The sequence below is a fragment of the Janthinobacterium agaricidamnosum NBRC 102515 = DSM 9628 genome, assembly GCF_000723165.1.
GTDB classification, from domain to species: domain Bacteria; phylum Pseudomonadota; class Gammaproteobacteria; order Burkholderiales; family Burkholderiaceae_D; genus Janthinobacterium; species Janthinobacterium agaricidamnosum.
Genome location: NZ_HG322949.1, coordinates 2834455 through 2856961, shown reverse-complemented (window position 1 = coordinate 2856961; position 22507 = coordinate 2834455). Strand labels below are relative to the sequence as shown.

The following is a 22507-nucleotide window of genomic DNA, read 5'->3' as shown; positions in this document are numbered from 1 at the left end:
TGCCGCTTAAGCGTAACGATTGCCGCGCAGCAGGCGCAAGCCGTTCGCCACCACGATCAGGCTGGCGCCGACGTCGGCGAACACCGCCATCCACAGCGTCGCCAGGCCGGCCAGCGCCAGCGCAAAGAAGACCGCCTTGATGCCGATCGCAAAGCTGATGTTTTGCAGCAGGATGCTGCGCGTGCGCCGGCTCAGCATGATGAATTCGGGCAGCTTGCCGAGTTCGTCATCCATCAGCGCCACGTCGGCCGTTTCAATCGCCGTGTCGCTGCCGGCCGCGCCCATCGCAAAACCGATGTCCGACTGGGCCAGCGCAGGCGCGTCGTTGATACCGTCGCCCAGCATGCCGACCGCGCCGAATTGCGCTTGTAATTCCTGGATTTCCGACAGTTTTTGTTCTGGCAATAACTCCGACTTGACCAGGCTGATACCGACTTCGCCGCCGATGCGCTGCGCCGTCAAGTGATTATCGCCGGTCAGCATCACGGTGGTCACGCCCAAGGCGTTCAAGCGCCGGATCGCGTCGGCCGCCTTGGGGCGCACCACGTCGGCCACCGCGATCAGGCCCAGCGCCGCTTCCTTGGTGGCCAGTACCATCGCCGTGTACGCCTTGGCTTGCAAGTCGTTGACCATCGCTTCCAGTTGCGGCGTCACCAGGCCCAGTTCGCTCATCAGGCGCTGGTTGCCCAAATAATGCGTGACGCCGTCGATATCGCCTTGCACGCCGCGTCCCGGCAATGCCTGGAATTGCATGACAGTTTTGAGCAGGCCGCTTGCCGGACCGGCCTTGACGATGGCGTGCGCCAGCGGATGGTCGGAATGGCTATCCAGGCTGGCCGCCAGCAACAGCAAGGCGTCGCGGCTGCCATGGTTGAACGGCAACACGTCGGTGACGCTGGGCCGGCCCAGCGTCAGCGTGCCGGTCTTGTCGAGCGCGATCGCTTTCAGGCGGTGGCCGGTTTCCAGGAATTGCCCGCCTTTCACGAGAATGCCGCGCCGCGCGGCGGCGGTCAGGCCGCTGACCACCGTGACCGGCGTCGAAATGACCAGCGCGCAAGGACAGGCGATCACCAGCATCACCAGCGCCTTGTAGACCCAGGCCATCAGCGGCGCGCCGGACAGCAGCGGCGGCAAGATGGCCACCAGCACCGCGCACAGCACCACGGCCGGTGTGTAATAACGGGCGAAACTGTCGACAAAACGCTGCGTCGGCGCTTGTTTGCCCTGGGTTTCCTCGATCACGCGGACGATTTTCGCCAGCGTGCTGTCGCCGCTGTTGGCCGAGACGGTGACTTCCAGCAAGCCGCGCTGGTTGATGGTGCCGGCATACACCGTGTCGCCGCTGCGCTTATCGACCGGCATGCTTTCGCCGGTGATCGGGGCCTGGTTGACCGACGATACGCCCGATGCGACCACACCGTCGAGGGCGATGCGTTCGCCCGGCTTGATGCGCATCAAGTCGCCGATCTTGACCGATGCCACCGGCACTTCGGACCATGCGCCTGCGCTGCCGGATACGGTGGCGACGTCCGGCGCCAGTTGCATCAAGCCGTGCACGGCGTTGCGGGCGCGGTCCAGCGACAGTCCCTCGATCAATTCGGCGATGGCGAACAGGAAAATCACCATCGCCGCTTCCGGCCACTGGCCGATGGCGAGCGCGCCGAATACCGCCAGGCACATCAGGAAATTGATATTCAGCGTAAAACTTTTAAGCGCGATCCAGCCTTTTTTGAGGGTCGGCAAGCCGCCGCTGGCGATCGAGATCAAGGCCAGCACGATGACCAGCGGCGAGTGATCGGTGTGGCTGGTCCATGCCAGCACTTCGGCGGCGGCGGCCGTCAGGCCGGACACGGCCAGCAGCGACTTTTGCGCGCCGCTCAAGCCGTGCTGTTCCGTTGCGGCCGAGACCGGCGCCGACCTATCGACCGGCACGGCTTGCATGCCGATGGCTTTCAACGCGGCGATCAGGGCGGAGGTGTCGTCCAGGTGGTGATGCACGTCCAGTACCCGGTTCATCAGGTTGAAATCGAGGCCGACCACGCCGGCCATGCCGTCGAGCTTGTTACGTATCAGGCGTTCCTCGGTCGGGCAATCCATGTTCGGGATGCGGTATTTGGTGGTCCGCGCGCCCGCCACCGGGCCGCTGGTTTTCAGCGGCGCCGGCTGGATGTCGAGCTTCGCATGCGAGTGGGAGCAGCAGCTATCGTGAGAGTGGCCAGAGCCGTGGGAGGGGTGGGAGTCATGTGGCATCGCAACGACCTTTACTGGATGGTGTATGCTTCCATTAGAAACCCTGTAGCCGCTACAGGGTCAAGTGATATCTGGAGGAAATGATGCGTATCGGCGAATTGGCCAAAAGAACGGCTTGCGATGTCGAAACTGTACGTTATTACGAAAAAGCCGGCTTGCTGCAAGAGCCGGCGCGCAGCAGCGCCGGTTACCGCGAGTACCGCGAAGAACACCAGGAGCGGCTGCAATTCATCCGCCATTGCCGCTCGCTGCAGATCGGCTTGAGCGATATCCGCGCCTTGCTGGAGTTTAAGAATAATCCGGCCGATGGCTGCCAAAGCGTCAATGAATTGCTCGACCACCATATTGAACGCATCCAGGCGCAGATGGAAACCTTGCAAACGCTGCAGTTGCAATTGACCACCTTGCGCCACCAGTGCGACCAGCCGAAGCCGTCGCAAGAGTGCGCGATCCTGCAAAACCTGTCGGAAGCGGCCGGCAATCACGATTGCGCCTGTCATACCGAGGCTGCAATATTATAATCAGCATCATTTTCGATTAAATTAATCAATAAGCAATAATGACCAAGCTGCAAGCAAGTAACTTTTCCCTTTATCTCCAGCGGCTCGGCTACGACAGGCCGCCAGCGCCGACGCTGGAAACGCTGCGCCACTTGCAGCCGCGGCATACCGTCGCTTTTCCGTTCGAGACGCTGTCGACGATGTTGCACGATGAAGTGCCGATCGATCTGCCGTCGCTGGAACACAAGATCTTGCACGCGGGGCGCGGCGGTTATTGCTACGAATTGAATAATCTGTTCCTGGCCTTGCTGCTGCAATTGGGATTTGACGCGCGCGGCATCACCGGCAGTGTTGTGATGGGCGGTTCGGAAGACGAGCACAAGGCGCGTACCCATATGCTGATCCTGGTCACGCTGAACGGCGTGCGCTACATCGTCGACGTCGGTTTCGGCGGTATGGTGCCGACCAGCCCGCTGCTGCTCGATACCGAGGATGAACAGCCGACCGGCCATGAGCCCTACCGCTTGACCTTGCATGACGGCAGTTATACCTTGCGCGCCCAGGTGGCCGGCGATTGGCGGGCGCTGTATGTGTTCGACTTGCAAACCCAGGGCCCGATCGATTATGAAGTGGGCAACTGGTATGTGTCGACCCACCAGAACTCGCCATTCCTCGGCCAGCTGGTGGTGGCGCGCACCGGCGCCGGCCTGCGCCGCACCTTGAACAACGGCAGTTATGCGATCCACCGCATCGGCGCCAAAAGCGAGCGCTGGCAATTTACCGAAGTCGATGTCGTCATCGATTTGCTGCAAAACGAATTCGGCATCCGCATGCCGCAGCATCCGCAGTTGCGCAATATCCTGGAGCGGGTGATTACGCTGTCGTTTTAGAGGCTATCCCAGTAGTGAGCGTCTTGTTCTGGCCGCGCATCAGGAGCGCGGACCAGGCGTGAGGAGGAAGCGTGGCGGGCCACGCGACGACGATCAACGCAGTCCCCGTTCCTGAGGAGCGCCAGAAGAGGGCGTATTCATCTACTGGGATAGGCTCTTAGTACGGTGAGCATCGCAGGCCGCCTATACCGACGCGCAGCAGGTTTTGTTAGGTGTTCTAAATCAGTAACTTAGATGGGCAGGGCGTTATTGCGCGCCGCCCGCCGGGCTATCATCTGGTCCCACCAGCGGTCATGCACGGGCAGCAAGATCACATTGCACACCGGTTCCAGCACCGCGATCAAGCCGCCGAATGCCATCGAACCGGTAGCCCAGTACATCACCACGAAGGCCACGCTCATATGCATGCCGGTCTGGCTGACTTTCTCGGCCGCCACCAGCGCCAGGCCGATCTTGCGCTCATGCCAGCGGTGGCGCAACGCGTGCCACGCTTTTTCGTGCCACGGCAGCAAGGCCACATTCAGCACCGGCTCGATGATCGCGGCCAGCCCGCCCAGCGCCACCGAGCCGGTCAGCGAATAGGTGAGGCCGAATGCGATCGCAGTATGGGTGATGACCTGGCTGAGTGCTTTTGCTGCCTTGACCATGATGATGTCCTTTGAACTGTGGTGAAGCCTCATTTCTGTAAATAATAACCATTCTCATTCTCAATTGGTAGTTGTTTTTTCTAACGATTGAGATAGCGCAACACTATCAAGCTGCCGCAATCGGCAAAAAATAATCAACTAAAGTATTAGTTGACGACGGTATTTTCTGCGGATACTATCTACTAAACTTTTAGTAGATAGGGAATCATGGATATTTCATTTACCGACCGCGAGTCGGATGTCATGCAAATCTTGTGGGATAACGGTCCGTCGGTAGTCGCCGAAGTGCAAGCCAGGCTGGATGTGCCGCTGGCCTATACGACGGTGCTGACGGTATTGCGCACGCTGGAAACCAAGGGCCATGTGGCGCATGTCGAAGAGGGACGCGGCCACCGTTACCACGCGGCCATCGAACCGGTGACCGCGCGCAAGAGCGCTTTGCGCCACCTGACCGGCAAGCTGTTCAAGGGCTCGGCGGAATTGCTGTTCACCCATCTGGTGTCGGACCAGAACCTGAGTGCCGAGCAATTGGAGCGCATGCGCGCCTTGCTCGCCGAACAAAGTGGCAAGGAGCAAAAATCATGATGGCCTGGATGACTTATACACTCAGCGTGACGCTGCTGTTTTGCGGCGCCGCACTGGCGTTTGAATCCGCGGCCCGCGCCTGGCGCATCCCCGGACGCTGGGCCTGGGCGCTGGCGATCGCCGCCGCGCTGATTGTACCGGCCGCCGGTCCGGTGTTGTTCCATGCGCCGCGCGATTATGGTGCGACTCTGCCTGTTAGCAACGTGGACGCCGCACACGCAGCCCCGTACATTGGCGCGCTACCGGCGCAGGATGGCTGGCTGTCGTTGCGGCAAGGCGCTGATGGCGCTTATGTCAGCGACCAGGCGCTTAAAACCGTCTGGATCGGGCTGTCGACGGCGACCTTGCTGGTGTTCGGCGGCGCCGCGCTGCTGCTGGCGTGGCAGCGTCGCGGCTGGCAGCGCAACACCGTGCAAGGCACCGATGTGTTGCTCAGCCCCGCGGCCGGACCGGCGGCGATCGGCTTTTTCCAGCCGCGTATCGTGCTGCCGGTATGGCTGATGTCGGCGCCGCCTGAACAGCAGCGGCTGGTGCTGGCCCATGAGCAATCCCACCTCGATGCGCGCGATCCGCAATTGCTGATGCTGGCCTTGCTGGCCGTGGTGCTGATGCCGTGGAATCTGCCGTTGTGGTGGTTGCTGCGGCGCCTGCGGCTGGCGATCGAAGTCGATTGCGACGCCCGTGTGCTGAAGGCAGGCCACGATCTGCAGCAATATGGCCTGGCCTTGCTCGATGTGGCGCAGCGCCGCTCCGGCATGCTGGCCGGTGCTACCGGCATGGCCGAATCCGGTTCTGCGCTGGAACAGCGGATCCGCCTGATGGGACGGCGCAAGCGCCGCGGTTTCAGCACGCCGCTGTGCGCGCTGCTGGCGGTCGGCATGTGCGCGATGGTGGCGCAAATCAGTCCGCCAGCTTTTGCGCAGGAGGAGTTCGTGCCCAAGATGATCCCGCGCATGGCGGTATTGCTTCCTGAAGGCATGCTCGATACTTTTGCCGGCGATTATCAGTTGAACGACATGCAAGCCGCCATCGTCACCCGCAAGGATGAACAGTTGTCGCTGCTGGTGAGCGGGCAAAAGCCGGTGCTGCTGCAGCCGATGGGGGACAATGCCTTCATCAGCTACCAGGCGCCGCTGCAAGTGCGCTTTAAAAAGGACGCCAATGGGCAAACCACGTCGTTGACGATACGCCTGGGCGATGACGACCGGGTCGCCACGCGTATCAGCGGTGAGGCGATGCAGCAAGTCTACCAGCGCGTCGCCGAGCGGGTGACCGGGAAAAAAGCCACCGAGGGCGGCGAGCCGGTCTTGCGGCGCAGCATAGAGGTGGCGTTCCAGGGACGTTTCTATCCAGACGACATGACGCCGCAATTTGCCGAATTGCTGGAACGGCATCTGCCGGAGCTGCGCAAATCGATGGCGCCATACGGCCCGGTATTGTCGACCCAATTTCAAGGCATCAATACCAACGGCTGGGATGTCTACCGTGCCCAGCATGAACATGGCGTGCTGGACTGGGCCATCCTGTTTGATGCGCATGGCAAGGTGATCGATACCCGCTACCAGCCGGTGCAATAAGCTGCGGCACCGCCCGCGCCGCAATCAGGTCTGGCGGTGCGCTTATACAATCTGAAATAAAACACCTCTTGCGTGAGCGCAAGGCCAGCGCTTATGCTGGCGTTTTTACAGGACACCATCAAGAGGAGCATCAGATTGCGTTGCCTGGTTATCGAAGATGAAGCCGATACTTCCCGTTATATCTGCAAGGGTTTGCGGGAAGCCGGCTATTCCGTCACCGCCTGTGACAATGGCAGCGACGGGCTCGACTATGCGGTCGGCGAAGGCTGGGATGTGATCATCCTCGACCGCATGTTGCCGGGACAGATGGATGGCCTGGCCATCATCGACCGTTTGCGCAGCCTGGGCAAGAAAACCCCGGTCGTCGTGGTCAGTGCGCTGGGCAATATCGATGAGCGCGTACTGGGCTTGCGCGGCGGCGCCGACGATTACCTGAGCAAGCCGTTTTCATTCGCCGAATTGCTGGCGCGCATAGAAGCGCTGCTGCGCCGCAGCGCGCCGGGCCAGGAAAGCAGCGTGCTGCAAGTGGCCGACCTGACGCTGGACATGCGCGCGATGCGCGTCACGCGCGGCGGCCAGATGATTTCCCTGCAGCCGCGCGAGTACCGCTTGCTGGAATACCTGATGCGCCACGAAGGGCAGGTGGTGACGCGCACCATGTTGCTGGAAGGCGTGTGGGATTATCATTTCGACCCGCAAACCAATGTCATCGACGTCCAGATCAGCCGCTTGCGCAACAAAATCGACAAGGATTTCACGCCGGTGCTGATCCACACCATCCGCGGCGCCGGTTACCGGCTGTCGATCCAGCCGGCCCAGGCCGATGTTTAGCGATGTTTAGACTCAGGGCGTCGATCGCCGCCAAGCTGGTGATCGGTTACGGCTTGCTCGCCACGGCCTCGATCATGGTGGTGTCGGCGGTATTTTATGTCGGCACCATCGGCGTGCTGGACCGCAATATCGACAGCAAGGTCAGCGTCTTGTCCGACCGGCTGATCCTGCAATACCAGGGCCGGCCGGATGCCGAGCTGATCAGCGAAGTGCGCCACCAGTTGACCGACGGCATAGACAATGACCGCGAAATCTTCCTGGTGCTGGACGCCGAGGACACCAAGCTGGCCGGCAACCTGACGCCGTGGCCGATGTCGGACACCGAAATCGGCGTGCTGTATAGCCGCGAAGTGGCGCGCGACGGTAGTTTGACGCCGGCGCGGCTGCTGATACGCCGCCTTGGCAGCGGTGGCTTGCTGGTGGTCGGCAGCGATTTGAGCGAACAGGAAGCGGTGCGCGCACTGGTCTGGCGCGCGCTGGTCTCCGGCGCGGCGCTGTCGCTGCTGCTGACGGTGATCGGCGCCTGGCTGTTCCGCGCCCAGATCGAGGGCCGCATCGGCCAGATCCGCCGCACCGCGCTGGAAATCGGCGCCGGCGACTTGAGCCGGCGCATCCCGGTATCGGATACGGTGTCGGAAAAAGATGAATTCAATTTGTTGAACCGCGATATCAACCGCATGCTGGACCGCATCGAGCAGTTGATGGAAGGCATACGCCACGTGTCGAACGCCATTGCCCACGACTTGCGCACGCCGCTGGGCCGGGTGCGCAGCAAGCTCGACGAAGCATTGCGGCATGACATGACGGTTCATGCGTGGGCCGGCACGGCGCAAAACGCCATCGACGATATCGATGACCTGATACGCCTGTTTGAACGGCTGCTGCAAATCGCCGAGGCGGAATCGGGCATGCGCGGCCATTTGTTCGAGGCGCTCGACTTGAACAGGATCGCGCTTGATATCGTGGAAATGTACGAAGCCAGCGCCGAGGAGCGCGATATCAGGCTGGGTACTGCGCTATTGCCGCAAGCGATGGCGTATGGCGACCGCAACTTGCTGGCCAGCGCGATTGCCAGCCTGATCGACAACGCCATCAAATACGCCGGGCCGGGCGCCAGCGTCGAAGTACGCACCAGCCGGGAAGCGGGGCAGGTGGCGATTGCCGTCTGCGATAACGGCCCCGGCATTCCCGGCGACGAATTCGACAAGGTCACCCAGCGCTTTTACCGCCTCGATAAAAGCCGCAGCTTGCCCGGTAATGGATTGGGCTTGTCGATTGTGCATGCGACGGCCAGCCTGCATGGCGGCCGGTTTGTATTGAGCGATGCGGCGCCCGGCTTGATCGCCAGTATCTTCCTGCCGCTGGACCATCAGTAAGGCAGTAATCCATAGCTGCATCAGCCAACATTACCATTTGGTAATGTCTAAGACATGTTGCCGAAAGGTCACTCCACCTATCATGCGCTGGCGCAGCGTGTGCTATCGACACTGCGCGCCTGACGGTGGCCACTCCCTGGCCGCCGCGATCGAGCGGGAGCACCATGGCCTTTTCATTCACCGGCGCCGCATTGCCGACGCCGGCCTTATTGTCCACATCATTGCCCACATTCTTGTCGGCGTTATTGTCGGCATCGTTGCTCAGCAGTTGCGCATCGGATAAACCAGCAAGCGTCGATTGGCGGCACGGCGCGAAGCATGGCGACATCGCCGGCTTTTATGACGCCGATACGCCGCGCGACAGCTTGCCCGCTTGCCTGGCCCAGTTGCCGGCCGAACAATTGGCGCAGCAGCGCTACGTCAAGATTCATTACCACCATGTGCGGCGCATGCTGGTCGAAGTGGCGCTATTGCCTGACGGCCAGCAAGTTGCCCTCGGCGACAAGGTCGAGCTGTGGCCCGAAGATTGCTCGCTCGGCAAATTGTCGCGCATCACACAGTTCCTGTCCCCATGAAAACCACCCCGATCAGCCGTGCGCTGGGCGCCTTGTCGCTGGCGGCCGCCGTCGCCGTCTCGCCCAATACCCGCAGCGCCGAATTGCACGCCATGAGCCTGGAACAAGCGATCAGCTACGCCCAGCAACATAATTCCGATCTGCGCGTGTCGGCGCTGGGCGTCGATAGCGCCAGCGCCGCCGTGGTCGCGGCCAATGCGCCGCCGAATCCGGTATTGAGCTTGCAAACCGCAAATATCAATCCGTATGCGGGTATCGGGGCCGGCGGCTTGCGCAGCAAGACCGTCGACAGTTCGGTGCGCATCGACCAATTGTTCGAGCGGGGCGGCAAGCGTGCTTTCCGCGTGGCCGCCGCCGAACATCTGGAACAGGCGTCGCGTGACGATTTGCACGATGCACGGCGTCAACTGCGCTTGCTGGTCAGCCAGGCGTATTACGATGTGATGGCCGGGCGCGCCCGGCTCGACGTGGCGCGGCAAAGCGCGGCGCTGTTCGACAGCAGCCTGGCGGCCGCCGTCAAACGCCAGAAAGCGGGCGACCTGGCGGTCGCCGATGTGGCGCGCGTGCAAGTCGATACCTTGCGCGCCCACAATGACGCGGCGCAAGCCGAATCCGATCTGTACACCTTGCGGATGAGCTTGTCGCTGCTGATCGGCCAGCGCCCCGCCATGCCGCTGGCCGATGCCGGGACCGACTGGCCGGCGGCCCCGCCGCCGAATCCGGCCGAGGCCGACAGCATGCTGGCCCGCCGTCCCGACGTATTGGCGGCGCAGTCGCGGCTGGATGCGGCGATCGCCTCGCGCAAGCTTGCGCTGGCCTCGCGCAGCGCCGACATCACGGTCGGTATCCAGGCTGAGCATTACCCGACCAGCATCAGCAATACCCAGGGCAGCGGCAATAGCTACGGCGTGGCGCTGCAAATCCCGCTGATGCTGCGTTACGGCTACCAAGGCGAAATCCGTGCCGCCGAAGTTGCGGTCGATGTCGCCGAGGAAAACCTGGAACGGGCCCGCAAGCAGGCGCGCAGCGATGTGCTGCTCGGCGCCGAACAGGCCCGCAGCGCGTATGAACGGGCGCGGCGCTATGACGACGGCTTGCTGGCCGCGGCGAAAAAATCGGCCGACGCCGCCGAATTTGCATTCCAGCATGGGGCGCTGGGCATCATGGACTTGCTCGATGTGCGCCGCACTTGGCGCAGCACCCAATTGGAAGCGGTGGCGGCGCACGCCGATTACGCAAAATCACTGGCTGCCTGGACGGCGGCCATCTCCGAAGGCAAACCATAATGATCGTGCAAGTGAACCTGAATAAATTGGCTGCCGTGCTGGTGGCCGCCGGCCTGATCGGCGCCGGCGTGCATTTTGTACACGTGTCGCCAGACAACAAGGCTGCGCTAGCCAAGGCCGCGGCCACCGTGCCGGCCGGGCAAGTGCGTTTTGCACCGGATGCGCCGCAATTGTCGTCGCTGAAAGTGGCGGCGCTGCACAGCGTGGCGCTGCCGGTGTCGGAACCGCTGAATGGCCGCATCGCCTACGATGAAAACCTGACCGCGCGGGTCAGCTCGCCCATCGCCGGCCGGGTGACCGCCATGCATGGCGAACCGGGCGATATCGTCAAGCGCGGTGCGCTGCTGGCGGTGATCGACGCCCCCGAGCTGGCCACCGCCGACGCCGACTGGCGCAAGGCGCAAGCCGATGAAACCTATAAGCGGCTGGCCTACCAGCGCGCGCAAACCCTGTTCGACGGCGAAGTATTGCCGCGCAAGGACCTGGAAGCGGCGCAGGCCGGCTTCCAGCAAGCGCAGGCGGAAACCCGGCGCGCGTCGCTGCGCATGAAAAACCTGAACGCCGGCGGCCAGGAACAGGGCCGTTTCGGCTTGCGCGCGCCGCTGGGCGGCACCATTGCCGACAAACAAATCAATCCGGGCCTGGAAGTGCGGCCGGACTTGCCGGCGCCGTTGTTTGTCATCAGCGACCTGGGCCATTTATGGGTGATGGTCGACGTGCCGGAGCGGTATGCCGGCGCGATCCGCGCCGGCCAGGCGGTCAGCGTCGAAACCGATGCGTATCCCGGCCGGCATTTCGACGCCACCGTGGAACGGGTCGGCTTGGCGCTCGATCCGGCCACGCGCCGGGTGCAGGTGCGCTGCGCGATCGCCAATCCGGACTTGACATTGAAACCGGAAATGTATGCCCGGGTGTCCTTCCTGGCCGGCGCCGGCAGCCCACAGGCGGTGGCGTTGCCGAATACCAGCCTGTTTGTCGAAGGTATTTACGATTATGTGTTTGTCGAATTACAGCCGGGACAGTTTGAAAAGCGCCGCGTCAGCGTCGGCCTGCGCGGCCGCGACACCAGTTTTATCACCGCCGGACTGCGCGGCGGTGAGCGCGTGGTCACCGAAGGCGCACTCCTGTTAAATGCCGAGGCCGCTTCCAATGCTCAGTAAACTGATCGATTTTGTGCTGGCCCAGCGCGTTTTCGTGCTGATCCTGACCTTTGCGCTGGCCGTGTTCGGTTATCGCGCCTTCAGTAATTTGCCGATCGAAGCGTTTCCCGACGTGCAAGACGTGCAGGTGCAGATCGTCACCCAATACCTGGGCCAGGCGCCGGAAGAGGTCGAACGTTCGGTGACGCTGCCGATCGAACGCGAAATGAGCGGCGTGCCGCATCAAACTCAGTTGCGTTCGGTGACCATCAGCGGCTTGTCGATCGTCACGCTGACCTTTGCCGATGGCACCGACGATTATTTTGCGCGTCAGCAAGTACTGGAAAAGCTGCAAAACGTCACCTTGCCGACCGGCATACAGCCGGGCCTGGCGCCGCTGAGTACGGCGGTCGGTGAAATCTACCGTTATATCGTCGAAGCGCCGCCCGGCATGGACGCCAATGAAGTGCGCGCGCTGCAAGACTGGGTGATACGGCCCGGCCTGCGCATGGTGCCGGGTGTGGCCGATGTCGTCAGTTTCGGCGGCACCGTCAAGCAATACCAGGTGCAAGCCGATCCGGATGCGTTAAAACGTTACGGCGTCACCATCGACCAGCTGAGCGGCGCGCTGACCAATAACAGCGCCAACGTCGGCGGCGGCCTGGTGCGGCGCGGCGACGAATCGCTGCTGGTGCGCGGCATCGGCATCTTTAACAGCCTGGACGATATCGGCCGTGTCATCGTTAGCGCCAGGAATGGCAAGACAGTGCTGGTGTCGGACCTGGCCCAGGTGACCATCGGCCACCGCCCGCGTTCCGGCGTGGTGGCGTTCAATAATGAAAACAGCGTGGTCGAAGGCATTGTGCAAATGAGCAAGGGCAGCAATGCCGCCAAGGTCGTGGCCGATATCAAGGTCGCCATCGACGGCATCAATGCGCGCCTGCCGGCCGGCGTCAAGCTGAAGACGATTTACGACCGTACCGACCTGATCAACCACACCGTGCGCACCGTCGGCGAAAACCTGCTGGTCGGCGCATTGCTGGTGATCGCCATCCTGATCATTTTCCTCGGCAACTGGCGCGCCGCGCTGATCGTCGCCACCGTGATTCCGCTGTCGCTGCTGTTCGCCTTCATCATGCTGGACGCGCGCGGCATCCCGGCCAACCTGATTTCGCTCGGCGCGGTCGACTTCGGCATCATCATCGACAGCGCCGTGGTGCTGGTCGAGGCGCTGATGGTGCGCCTGACCTTGCAACAGCATGCGGCAAACGACGGCGCTTGGCCCTATGCCGGCCGGCAGCGCACGCTGAAGGAAACCGTGCTGGAACTGGGCCATCCTATCCTGTTCGCGAAAGCCATCATCATCGTCGCCTTCATCCCGATCTATACCTTCCAGCGGGTCGAAGGAAAAATCTTTTCGCCGGTCGCGTTGACGCTCAGTTTTGCGATGCTGGGCGCCATCTTGCTGACGATGACGCTGGTGCCATCGCTGCTGGGCTGGGTCTTGAAGCGCCATCCCTTGCAGGAAAAACATAGCGCATGGATGGCCAAGCTCCAGCAGCGCTACCGCAACATGCTGCTGGCGGCGCAACGGCAGCGGTTTATCGTGCTGGGCGCATCCGGCGGCTTGCTGCTGTTGACGCTGGCCCTGGCGCCGCTGCTGGGCAGCGAATTCCTGCCGAAACTGGACGAGGGCAATATCTGGCTGACCGTCACCTTGCCGACCTCGAGCGCGCTGGAAAAGACGGAGCAGACCGAGCACCAGGTGCGCGCGATCCTGAAAAGTTATCCGGAAGTGGGCAATGTGATTTCGGCGGTCGGCCGTCCGGACGACGGCACCGACCCGAAAGGGCCGAACAATATGGAAATCCTGGCCGACCTGACGCCGCGCGGCGGCTGGCGTTTCGCCGACAAGGAAACGCTGATCGCCGACATTTCCGCCAAGATCCGCCGTCTGCCGGGCGTGCCGACCAATTTCTCGCAAGTAATTGAAGACAACGTTGAAGAAGCGCTGTCCGGCGTCAAGGGGGAGATCGCGGTCAAGATTTCCGGCCCCGAGCTGGATGTGCTGACCCGGAAAAGCGAGCAAATCGCCGCCATCCTGAGCGCCATTCCCGGCGCCGCCGACGTGGCCGCGATCAAGATCGGCGGCCAGAGCGAACTCGACATCGTGATCGACCGCGACCGCATCGCCCGCCTCGGCATCAACGTAGCCGACGTCAATACAGCGATCCAGACCGCGCTGGCCGGCACCGCCGTGAATACTTTTTATGAAGGCGACCGGCAATTCGACCTGACCGTGCGGCTGAAACGGGAGGCCCGTTCGGCCATAGCCGATGTCGCCAATTTACAAATTTCCTTGCCGGGCGGCGCAGGCACGATCGCCTTGTCGGAATTGGCGCATATTAACGTGCGGCAAGGTGCGGCGCGCATCAGCCGCGAAGCCGGCCTGCGCAATGCGTCGGTCAAGGCCAATTTGCTGGGCCGCGACCAGGGCAGTTTTGTCGCCGAGGCGCAGCAAAAAGTGGCGGCCCAGGTACATTTGCCGCCAGGTTACCAAATCACCTGGGGCGGTCAGTTCGAGAACCAGCAGCGCGCCGTCAAACGGCTGGAAGTGATCGTGCCGATTACCGTGCTGATGATTTTCTCGCTGCTGTTCTGGGCCTTCCGCTCGGTGCGCAAGGCGCTGCTGATCCTGTCCATCGTGCCATTCACGCTGATCGGCGGCATCGCCGGGCTGGCGGTGGCGGGCTTGCACTTTTCGGTGTCGGCGGCGGTCGGCTTCATTGCCGTGGCCGGTATTTCGGTGCAAAACGGCGTCATCATGGTCGAGCAAATCATCGACCTCGCCCGCGGCACCCCATCGCTGGCCGACAGAGCCGTGGCTGGCGCCGTGCTGCGCCTGCGGCCTATCCTGATGACCGCGCTGATGGCCGGACTGGGCTTGCTGCCGGCCGCCTTATCGCATGGCATCGGTTCGGAAACCCAGCGTCCCTTCGCGGTGGTGATCGTCGGCGGCATCGTATCGGCCACCTTCTTTACCTTGCTGCTGTTGCCGCTGGTATTTCCATTCTTTGCTGAGAAAAAAGAAAGTGTATAAGCCGGCGTGATGAATGATTGGATGATACGTATTTCCCGCAGCGTCGGGATGATTGGTTTTCCGCATGGGTAATGCCGTCCCTCAAGCAGCGCGGCTGACCCGCGCGCCCGAGCCGGTGCGCTTGCGTACCGTGCTGAACGCGGCCAGCGCCGGTTTTCCCTACCTGCGTGAATCGCTGAAACTGTTGCCGCGTTTTTGGCTGCACTATCGCTTGACGCAAGACTGGATCGGTTTCTGGAATTCGACGCCGGTGCTGACTTGCATCGCCCACGAATCGCCGGGCTTGCTGAAAAAAATCTACCGGCCGTATTTGAGCCGGCGCCTGGACCGACAGCAACGGCTGGCCTTGCTGCAATCGCATTACCGGCTGGTGTTGCGGCATGGCCTGGCCGGCCTGGTGCAGCGCGCCGCCGCGGCGCCGGTATTGCTGGCCAGCTTCGACGGCAAATCGGGCGCCACCTATCAAATCCGCCTGGTCGCGCTGGTGAATATGGAACGCGAAGGGGAAATGGTCTTGCAATTGTTCCAGCGGCATGAGGTGGTGTTTTCGATTGCCTTCACCTTGTCGTGCCAGTCCGGTGCCGCCGGCATCGCGGTCGGCTGCCTGCAGGGCGGACGGGGCGAGGAGCGCGTCGAACGGATCCGCCAGGCCACCCGCGACTTGTTCGGTTTGCGGCCCAAGGCGCTGATGGTGCGGCTGGTGCAGCATATCGGCCTGAATCTCGAATGCCGCGATATGGTGTTGGCAGGCAATGTCAATCGGGTGCTGGGGCGCCAGTTACGCAAGGGCCTGGTGCACGCGGACTACGATGCAACCTGGCTGGAAATGGGCGCCCGCCCCCGTGCCGACGGCGATTTCGACATGCCTTGCCGCTGGCCCGCCATCGATTATCAGGCGATTGCGTCGAACAAGCGTTCCGAAGCCCGCAAGCGCCAGGCGTTGCTGGGGCAGATAGCCGACTTGACCTGGGCCGGCCTGCAAGGCTGATAAGAACCCGGCGCCGCTGGTATCCGCAGCCGGCGCCGGACAGCTTGTCGCGCCTTAATTCAACAGAAATTCGGACGTCTCTTTGAAGAATCGCTGAGGGTCTTCCAGCCATGGGAAGTGCGCCTTGTTGGCATATAGACTCAAGCGCGAACCTGGAATAGCGGCCTGCGTCTGCTGCGCCATCTGGTAAGGGCATACCCAATCGACCGTGCCGTTGATGATCAAGGTCTTGGCCTTGATCTTGCCGAGTTCCTTGGCCTGGTTGCGCGGCGCAAGCTCGTTCGAATAATTTTCAGCGCTCATCGCATAGGCCGCAACGCGGGTGTCGCCGAAGGTCGACGCCAGTTGCGCGCCAAACCGGACCGGATCCGACACATACAGCGGCAGTATGGTTTCGATGTATTTCTGAAAACCTTGATCCGTTGATTCCGTTCCATCATCCGGCTTCCTCACTTCGCGTATCGCATCGCGATAGTGGGGATCGTCGGCCCACAAATCAAGGATACCCTTGAGGGCAGCGCGGCGCGCCGTGTCGCCCAGTACATTTGGCGCGACCAGCACAACCTTATCCAGATGTTCCGGATGACGCAGCGCGTATTCAATCGCAATCGTCCCGCCGTCGGAATGCCCCAGCAGATTGATGCTCTGCTGTCCCAGCAGCACGCGCAAGCGGTCGATGTCATCGGCCATCGCCGATTGCGACATGTGCGCACGGTCGACCGGACGGGTGGACTTGCCGTTACCGCGCATATCGATGTAGACCAGCGTCATGTTCTGTTCCAGCGGCGTCATGCTGTTCTGCATATAGTTTGAACCGGGACCCCAGCCGGGCGAGGCCATAAAGAGCAGCGGCCCTTGGCCCTTGACCACATAATGCAGGCTGACTTCGCCTACATCGACATCGTGCGGTCCCTGTGACAGATTGGAGGGTTGAGGGCTGGCATGCGCTGCAACAGTACTCATCATGAAACTGGCGGCAGCCAGCATGGTTATTACTCTCTTCATTGTTTTATCTCGAAGTGGTGTTGTAAATATTAAAACAGTTTGTCACCATAGGGTAACTTTGCATGGCCTTGCCGGGACAGATTGCCGACCTGGCCTGCACCGGCTTGCAAGGCTGATACACATCCGGCGCCGCTGGTATTCGCCGCGGACAGCTTGGTGTGCCTTAATTCAACAGAAATTCAGACGTTTCTTTGAAGAATCGCTGAGGGTCTTCCAGCCATGGAAAGTGCGCCTTGTTGGCATATAGACTCAAGCGCGAACCTGGAATAGCGGCCTGCGTCTGCTGCGCCATCTGGTAAGGGCATACCCAATCGACCGTGCCGTTGATGATCAAGGTCTTGGCCTTGATCTTGCCGAGTTCCTTGGCCTGGTTGCGCGGCGCAAGCTTGTTCGAATAATTTTCAGCGTACCGCGCATAGGCCGCAACGCGGGTGTCGCCAAAGGTCGACGCCAGTTGCGGGGCAAACCGGACCGGATCCGACATATACAGCGGCAGTATGGTTTCGATGTATTTCTGAAAACCCTGATCCGTCAATTCCTTGCCGTCATCGGGCTTCCTCTTTTCGCGTATCGCGTCGCGATAGTGGGGATCGTCGGTCCACAAATCGAGGATCGCCTTGGTGGCCGCGCCGTGTACGGTATCGCCCAATACATAGGGGGCGACCAGCACAACCTTATCCAGATGTTCCGGATGACGCAGCGCGTATTCAATCGCAATCGTCCCGCCGTCGGAATGCCCCAGCAGATTGATGCTCTGCTGTCCCAGCAGCACGCGCAAGCGGTCGATGTCATCGGCCATCGCCGATTGCGACATGCGCGCACGGTCGACCGGACGGGTGGACTTGCCGTTGCCGCGCATATCGATGTAGATCAGCGTCATGTTCTGTTCCAGCGGCGTCATGCTGTTCTGCATATAGTTTGAACCCGCACCCCAGCCGGGAGAGGCCATAAAGAGCAGCGGCCCTTGGCCCTTGACCACATAATGCAGGCTGACTTCGCCTACATCGACATCGTGCGGTCCCTGTGACAGATTGGAGGGTTGAGGGCTGGCATGCGCCGCAACAGTGCTCATTGCAAGACTGGCAGCGGCCAGAATAGTTATTATTTTATTCATTATTTCAACTCGAAGTAGTATTAAAAAAACATTGAGGCACTTATTACTATAATGTTTGCGGGTGGCGCCAGCCACTTTTTTTAAGCGATCCGAAGATATCGGGGCGTGCGCTGTCGCTTTTTTAGCATATACGCGCGCGATCGTGTTCTGGATGCGCATGGCACTATATGAATAGGGCAACCTCGGGACAATCGAAAAAGGCGTGTTATGGTTATCCCCCGCAGACATGAAAAGTAAAGGGAAGCAGCAGCGATATGAGCCATAAAACCATGTTGATCACCGGCGCCGGCCGCGGCATCGGCGCCGCTACCGCCGCGCTGGCGGCCCGCCAGGGGTATGCGGTATGCGTCAATTACCTGGCCAACCGCGCCGCCGCCGAACTGGTCGTCACACAAATAACGGCGGCTGGCGGCACGGCGTTGGCATTACAGGCCGACATCGCCAGCGAAGCCGCGGTGCTCGCCATGTTCGAGACCATCGACCGGCGTTTCGGCCGCCTTGATGCGCTGGTCAACAATGCCGCCATCCTGGCGCGCCAGATGCGCGTCGACCAGATGGACGCGGAACGCCTGAACCGTATTTTCGCCACCAATATCACCGGCAGCTTTTTATGCGCGCGCGAAGCGGTGCGCCGCATGTCGACCCGGCATGGCGGCGCCATCGTCAACCTGTCGTCGCGTGCGGCGGTGCTCGGTTCTCCGGGCGAATATGTCGATTACGCGGCGTCCAAAGCGGCGCTCGATGCGCTGACCATCGGCCTGTCCAAGGAAGTGGCCGGCGAGGGCATCCGCGTCAACGGCGTGCGGCCGGGCCTGATTTATACGGAGATGCACGCCAGCGGCGGCGAAGCGGAACGCGTCGAGCGTCTGAAAAACGTCGTGCCGATGCGGCGCGGCGGCCAGCCGGAGGAAGTTGCGCAAGCCGTGATGTGGCTGTTGTCCGAGCAAGCGAGCTATACCACCGGCAGCTTTATCGAGGTGTCCGGCGGGCGCTGAAACTGTTCACGCCTGATCAATTCGGGCGGCCTTGATATAGATTTTTTTCCAGATGTTTCCTGAATGCCGCATATTCAGGCAGCGACAGACTCCGGTCGCTTTTGCTGGTACCGCCAAATTCTGCCTGGCCGGGTATCTGACCAGGGATTCGCCATGTATCGCAAACTTGTTTTGACCTTGGCGCATGATGACTTTGACGGTATCGGTATTGATACCGCCGCCGCTAATCTTTAGACAAATAATTTTCAAAAATTTCCTTTATTTCATCCTTGGAAATTTTATTTGACTTCAATATGCTTGTTAAGTCATCCTTGCTTAGAGGGTAACTTTGCAGTAATTTTTGCAACGAGGGTTTATCAAGAGGAGAAGCCTCTAGTGGGCTAATGAGCGTCGGATCATCGAGATCTTTCAGATTTAATGGCATACGATCTATGTTAATGTAAACCTTGTAACGTGTAAATCCTTCAGGAAAAGCCTTGTCAAAATACAGCACCGTTCCTTTTGGCAATAGGCTGATGCCATTTTGATCTGCATCACTTGTCAACAAAAGAGGGAATTTTAACTGATGAATTTTAGTGATTTTTTTGCAATCCAATATAAAATAAAGAGAGAGGCAGAGAGAAGTTGATGCCAGTGCTCCCAATAAAAAAGCCATAAAATTCTTCCAATTCTCTTCTTTCATAATAAAATTTTTCATTTTTGATATGAAGTGCGGTATGTCCACAATGAAGCTCTTCTCCTGAATCATCTTTGTATGGGTCTCTACAAGGATATGCATTTATGCTGTTGATTTTAACTTATCATCTATAAGTGATTGTTTCTTTTAAAAAGTATTTATTGCAAGAAATTTAGCGCTAGCCATTTAAACTTCCTTGTGACTTCTTCGTAAGAGGTGCCGTTTTCGCCAAAAAATATTGTTATCTTTTGAGCGGTAGTTTGCTGTGGTCTAATTTTTCCGGACACCTCATCTTTCGCAAGTCGATTATTCGAGGTGCGTATCAGTATTGCTTGACATAGACTTTTTTTCCAGACCGTTTGCAGATGCTTCTTGAATGCCGCATATTCAGGCAGTGTCAGGCAGTGACAAACTCCGGTCGCTTTTGCTGGTACCGCCAAACTCCTCCTGGCTGGGTATCTTGACCAGTGATTCGCCACGTATCGTAAACTTGTCTGTCCCTTGGCATCAGTGTCGATGCCGCCGCCGCAAAACATCTTGTACGGTACGGTAACTTCCACCACGCTATAGCCGTTCAAGTCGGTGAATGTGACCGCATCGCCAAAGAACGATGCGCTCAAATCGAGTCCGGGGCAATCGATAAAGTCGTTGATGGCCCATTCCTGGCGCGATTGACCATGCTGTAATACACCGCATAGAGCTCGGTGCGTTCGTCATGATTGGGATTTCTTTGCTCTTGCGATGGTCGTTTTAATGACGATAGCAGTAAAGGATGACGGCCTTTCTGGTCGTCCAGATCCCATGAATTTTCTAGCTTGCCTTTATAAGGCAGCTGTTGTTATTCAGCATAAGTGGTATCGGCAACTTTGCTCTTGATGTCAGCGGTGCCAGTGAGACAATATGGGATAACAATAATAATTTGAACAGCGTCAGTTTTTTCATCGCTTCCCAATAAACTTGCCAATGGAATTTAGAACGTCTAACAAAAAAATCAAGGCAATGTAATGCTGCCATGGATTTTTTGGCAGGTGCCCTTAGTCACTTTTTTCAACGATACGAATGGTCGATGACCCCTGATATTCACTCAGTTCCGTAGCCCCTTCAATCTGCAGTCTGGTCTTGATAATGACTTCTGCCGTGATGTCGACTTTCTTGATCTTGAAGGATTCGAGCTGCTCCTTGTGTAGTGCGGTTTCCATGGAGATGGTCGCGCCTGGCGGAATTTGGGTGAATTTCGTTTTCAGCAGGGGATTGGCCAATCCCCTGCGGCCATAGGTATTTTTGCCGGTGTCGGTGTCGATGAATTTGATGATCGGCCCCGATTTTCGTAAAAATTCCAATGGAAAACCAACACTTTTCGTGCTGTCGTTTTTAATTAAAATGTTGACTAAAATATCTTTCCCATCATAGATGCAGCCGGTGTGATGGACGCACTGTAAATCGATCGAAATAGGTGGCGTATCGTTCATGATATTTTCTGCGTGAGATGGTAGAAGGTGAAACACGGCTATGATGAGTCCTAGACGATATCGCATTTTATTTTCCGGCCAATTTTTTTGGTCAATAATTCCTGCACTTCGATTGCAATATTCCAGCCATGCCGCTTGATGATTCGTGCACCTTCCGCATTGGACATGATGGTTGCCGTCGGGTCGTCAGGAAATTTACCGTCAACCGGGCAATCGATTGCCTCGTCCAGCGAGCCGTCAGGTTTGAAATATTTGACCGTTTCGTCATTTTCGGTATAAGAATACTCGTCCGGCAAGCCGACACAATGCGCGAATTCGTGCGCGAAAGTCGTTAATGCAGTCGAAGTCGAAACATTCATTACATTGCCGGTGACATCTTCGCGATCGTAGCGCTTGTGCACCTGCATCGTGTAGTGTTGGCCGGAATCGACCCACATTACCTTGTATACAATCGGCAAGACCCTTTTGCCACACTGCGTATCGTCGATTTCAAGTTTGAATTTATTGTTCCAATTGCCTTCGATACCACTAACGGCCCGTGGTTTCACATAGTCAAGCGCGGCTGCGCGTTGTTTTGCCCGCAGGGCCGCAGCCGGCGTCCCCTTGTCCGAAGCTTCGAGCGCCTCGCCCGCGGCATCGAGTACGGCGATAATCTTGAAGCGCACCTCGACCACGATAGCCTGGTTCGACTTGACCGGCGCATAGATCTTATACCAGACCGTATCCTCATACTCGTGTGGCGAACCATCCTTTTGATATGCTTGCGCATAGTGGCCGGTCGAAGGAACAATAATTTCCTTCTCATAGTCTGCCACCCAGCAGGCAGGGAGCTTGACCAGCACTTCCTTGCGGCCCTTGATCTCGCGAGGAGTGGTGCTTGAGTTGCCAGCCTGCTTGAATTTCGGACCAGCGGGAGGCGGCGCCTTAGACGACGGTTCGATCGGCGCAGTGGAGGCAGCGGGCATGCTTAATAGTTCGATTACCAAAGCCTCGGCTGTCGCTGCCGCGATCACATGGGTCAATCCTTTTTCGTCGGTCATGCCTTCTTCATAACTGCCATCTTCGCGCTTGACGCGGTAAGGCTGGCGTGGCATCGGTTCGCTGGTATCTCGGTCTTTCAGTACAAAAGCCTCATCAAACAATTTCAGGCGGGTGTCCGGCAAGGGGATCGTGGCCGGAACGGCGCTGGCGCCGCCATCGAACACATGCTGCGCTCCCTTGACCGTGAAATTGCCCGGACAGGCGAAGGTAATATTGCCGCCTTCCAGCGTCATCGACGACTGTCCAGCCTGCAGCGTGATCTTTTGATTGGCCTTGATCTCGATGACGTCGTTGACCGATATCACGGTGATGGCCTGGTCGGCCAGGATTTCCAGCTGGTCGGTATGGGCCTGCAGCGATAGCGGCCCATTGCCGGCGATGGCCTGGATCCCGCCGGCATGCGTGAACAGGCCGGTGGCCTGGGCCGATACCGACGCCAGCGTCTGCGCCGCGCTCCAGTGCA

Annotated in this window: 21 protein-coding genes (1 of these 21 cut by a window edge); 12 read left to right on the top strand and 9 right to left on the bottom strand. The window is 59.4% G+C overall.

What is annotated here, in order from left to right; all coding sequences use genetic code 11:
* Positions 1 to 6 precede the first annotated feature (6 nt).
* The gene (locus GJA_RS12080; protein WP_081905369.1) at positions 7 to 2250 is read right to left on the bottom strand and encodes a heavy metal translocating P-type ATPase; all 2244 of its coding nucleotides are present in this window, start codon (positions 2248 to 2250) and stop codon (positions 7 to 9) included.
* Between the two features lie 83 nt (positions 2251 to 2333).
* On the opposite strand from GJA_RS12080, the gene cadR reads away from it, so the two are divergent.
* Both cadR and GJA_RS12070 read left to right on the top strand, forming a co-directional pair.
* Positions 2334 to 2771, top strand: coding sequence for a Cd(II)/Pb(II)-responsive transcriptional regulator (gene cadR, locus GJA_RS12075; RefSeq protein WP_038492510.1), 438 nt, complete (start codon positions 2334 to 2336; stop codon positions 2769 to 2771).
* Between the two features lie 38 nt (positions 2772 to 2809).
* Positions 2810 to 3640, top strand: a complete 831-nt coding sequence (locus GJA_RS12070; RefSeq protein WP_038492507.1) for an arylamine N-acetyltransferase family protein — start codon at positions 2810 to 2812, stop codon at positions 3638 to 3640.
* A 230-nt stretch (positions 3641 to 3870) separates the two neighbouring features.
* On the opposite strand, the gene GJA_RS12065 is transcribed toward GJA_RS12070, so the two are convergent.
* On the bottom strand, positions 3871 to 4287 hold the full coding sequence (locus GJA_RS12065; RefSeq protein ID WP_038492504.1) for a DUF2061 domain-containing protein: 417 nt from the start codon (positions 4285 to 4287) through the stop codon (positions 3871 to 3873).
* 207 nt (positions 4288 to 4494) lie between these two features.
* On the opposite strand from GJA_RS12065, the gene GJA_RS12060 reads away from it, so the two are divergent.
* From GJA_RS12060 to GJA_RS12020, 9 genes are all read left to right on the top strand, one after another.
* Positions 4495 to 4872, top strand: coding sequence for a BlaI/MecI/CopY family transcriptional regulator (locus GJA_RS12060; RefSeq protein ID WP_038492501.1), 378 nt, complete (start codon positions 4495 to 4497; stop codon positions 4870 to 4872).
* On the top strand, positions 4869 to 6449 hold the full coding sequence (locus GJA_RS12055; protein ID WP_038492499.1) for a M56 family metallopeptidase: 1581 nt from the start codon (positions 4869 to 4871) through the stop codon (positions 6447 to 6449). Before GJA_RS12060 ends, GJA_RS12055 begins: the two co-directional genes overlap by 4 nt.
* A 135-nt stretch (positions 6450 to 6584) precedes the next feature.
* Positions 6585 to 7280, top strand: a complete 696-nt coding sequence (locus GJA_RS12050; RefSeq protein ID WP_038499647.1) for a response regulator transcription factor — start codon at positions 6585 to 6587, stop codon at positions 7278 to 7280.
* A 2-nt stretch (positions 7281 to 7282) separates the two neighbouring features.
* Positions 7283 to 8656, top strand: a complete 1374-nt coding sequence (locus tag GJA_RS12045; RefSeq protein ID WP_038492496.1) for a sensor histidine kinase — start codon at positions 7283 to 7285, stop codon at positions 8654 to 8656.
* 164 nt (positions 8657 to 8820) lie between these two features.
* Positions 8821 to 9231, top strand: coding sequence for a hypothetical protein (locus GJA_RS12040; RefSeq protein WP_038492493.1), 411 nt, complete (start codon positions 8821 to 8823; stop codon positions 9229 to 9231).
* A complete protein-coding gene (locus tag GJA_RS12035) occupies positions 9228 to 10517 on the top strand; it encodes a TolC family protein (protein ID WP_038492490.1) in 1290 nt (429 codons plus the stop codon). Before GJA_RS12040 ends, GJA_RS12035 begins: the two co-directional genes overlap by 4 nt.
* Positions 10517 to 11677 (top strand): efflux RND transporter periplasmic adaptor subunit, encoded by a 1161-nt coding sequence (locus tag GJA_RS12030; protein ID WP_051780724.1) that lies wholly within the window; start codon positions 10517 to 10519, stop codon positions 11675 to 11677. The genes GJA_RS12035 and GJA_RS12030 overlap by 1 nt, the downstream gene beginning before the upstream one ends.
* Positions 11667 to 14756 carry an efflux RND transporter permease subunit gene (locus GJA_RS12025; protein WP_038492487.1) on the top strand — a complete coding sequence of 1030 codons (3090 nt, stop codon included), beginning with the start codon at positions 11667 to 11669 and terminating at the stop codon, positions 14754 to 14756. The genes GJA_RS12030 and GJA_RS12025 overlap by 11 nt, the downstream gene beginning before the upstream one ends.
* Before the next feature lie 64 nt (positions 14757 to 14820).
* Positions 14821 to 15744, top strand: a complete 924-nt coding sequence (locus tag GJA_RS12020; protein ID WP_051780722.1) for a DUF535 family protein — start codon at positions 14821 to 14823, stop codon at positions 15742 to 15744.
* Between the two features lie 54 nt (positions 15745 to 15798).
* Here GJA_RS12020 and GJA_RS12015 read toward each other — a convergent pair whose 3' ends face one another.
* Both GJA_RS12015 and GJA_RS26690 read right to left on the bottom strand, forming a co-directional pair.
* Positions 15799 to 16731 carry an alpha/beta fold hydrolase gene (locus tag GJA_RS12015; protein WP_038492484.1) on the bottom strand — a complete coding sequence of 311 codons (933 nt, stop codon included), beginning with the start codon at positions 16729 to 16731 and terminating at the stop codon, positions 15799 to 15801.
* Positions 16732 to 16912: 181 nt separating this feature from the next.
* On the bottom strand, positions 16913 to 18022 hold the full coding sequence (locus GJA_RS26690; RefSeq protein ID WP_167541105.1) for an alpha/beta fold hydrolase: 1110 nt from the start codon (positions 18020 to 18022) through the stop codon (positions 16913 to 16915).
* A 95-nt stretch (positions 18023 to 18117) separates the two neighbouring features.
* On the opposite strand from GJA_RS26690, the gene GJA_RS12005 reads away from it, so the two are divergent.
* A complete protein-coding gene (locus tag GJA_RS12005) occupies positions 18118 to 18858 on the top strand; it encodes an SDR family oxidoreductase (protein WP_038492478.1) in 741 nt (246 codons plus the stop codon).
* 6 nt (positions 18859 to 18864) lie between these two features.
* On the opposite strand, the gene GJA_RS27310 is transcribed toward GJA_RS12005, so the two are convergent.
* The 5 genes from GJA_RS27310 to GJA_RS28300 all read right to left on the bottom strand — a co-directional run.
* Positions 18865 to 19107, bottom strand: a complete 243-nt coding sequence (locus GJA_RS27310; RefSeq protein ID WP_144241506.1) for a hypothetical protein — start codon at positions 19105 to 19107, stop codon at positions 18865 to 18867.
* Positions 19082 to 19540 (bottom strand): hypothetical protein, encoded by a 459-nt coding sequence (locus GJA_RS12000; RefSeq protein ID WP_197539793.1) that lies wholly within the window; start codon positions 19538 to 19540, stop codon positions 19082 to 19084. The genes GJA_RS27310 and GJA_RS12000 overlap by 26 nt, the downstream gene beginning before the upstream one ends.
* A 152-nt stretch (positions 19541 to 19692) precedes the next feature.
* On the bottom strand, positions 19693 to 20154 hold the full coding sequence (locus GJA_RS27305; RefSeq protein ID WP_144241505.1) for a hypothetical protein: 462 nt from the start codon (positions 20152 to 20154) through the stop codon (positions 19693 to 19695).
* 414 nt (positions 20155 to 20568) lie between these two features.
* Positions 20569 to 21003, bottom strand: coding sequence for a hypothetical protein (locus GJA_RS11995; RefSeq protein WP_144241504.1), 435 nt, complete (start codon positions 21001 to 21003; stop codon positions 20569 to 20571).
* Between the two features lie 50 nt (positions 21004 to 21053).
* Positions 21054 to 22507, bottom strand: partial view of a DUF2345 domain-containing protein gene (locus GJA_RS28300; protein ID WP_038492472.1) — the 3' portion only. It continues 10 nt past the right edge of the window; only the last 1454 of its 1464 coding nucleotides appear in the window; its start codon lies off the right edge, out of view; the stop codon is at positions 21054 to 21056.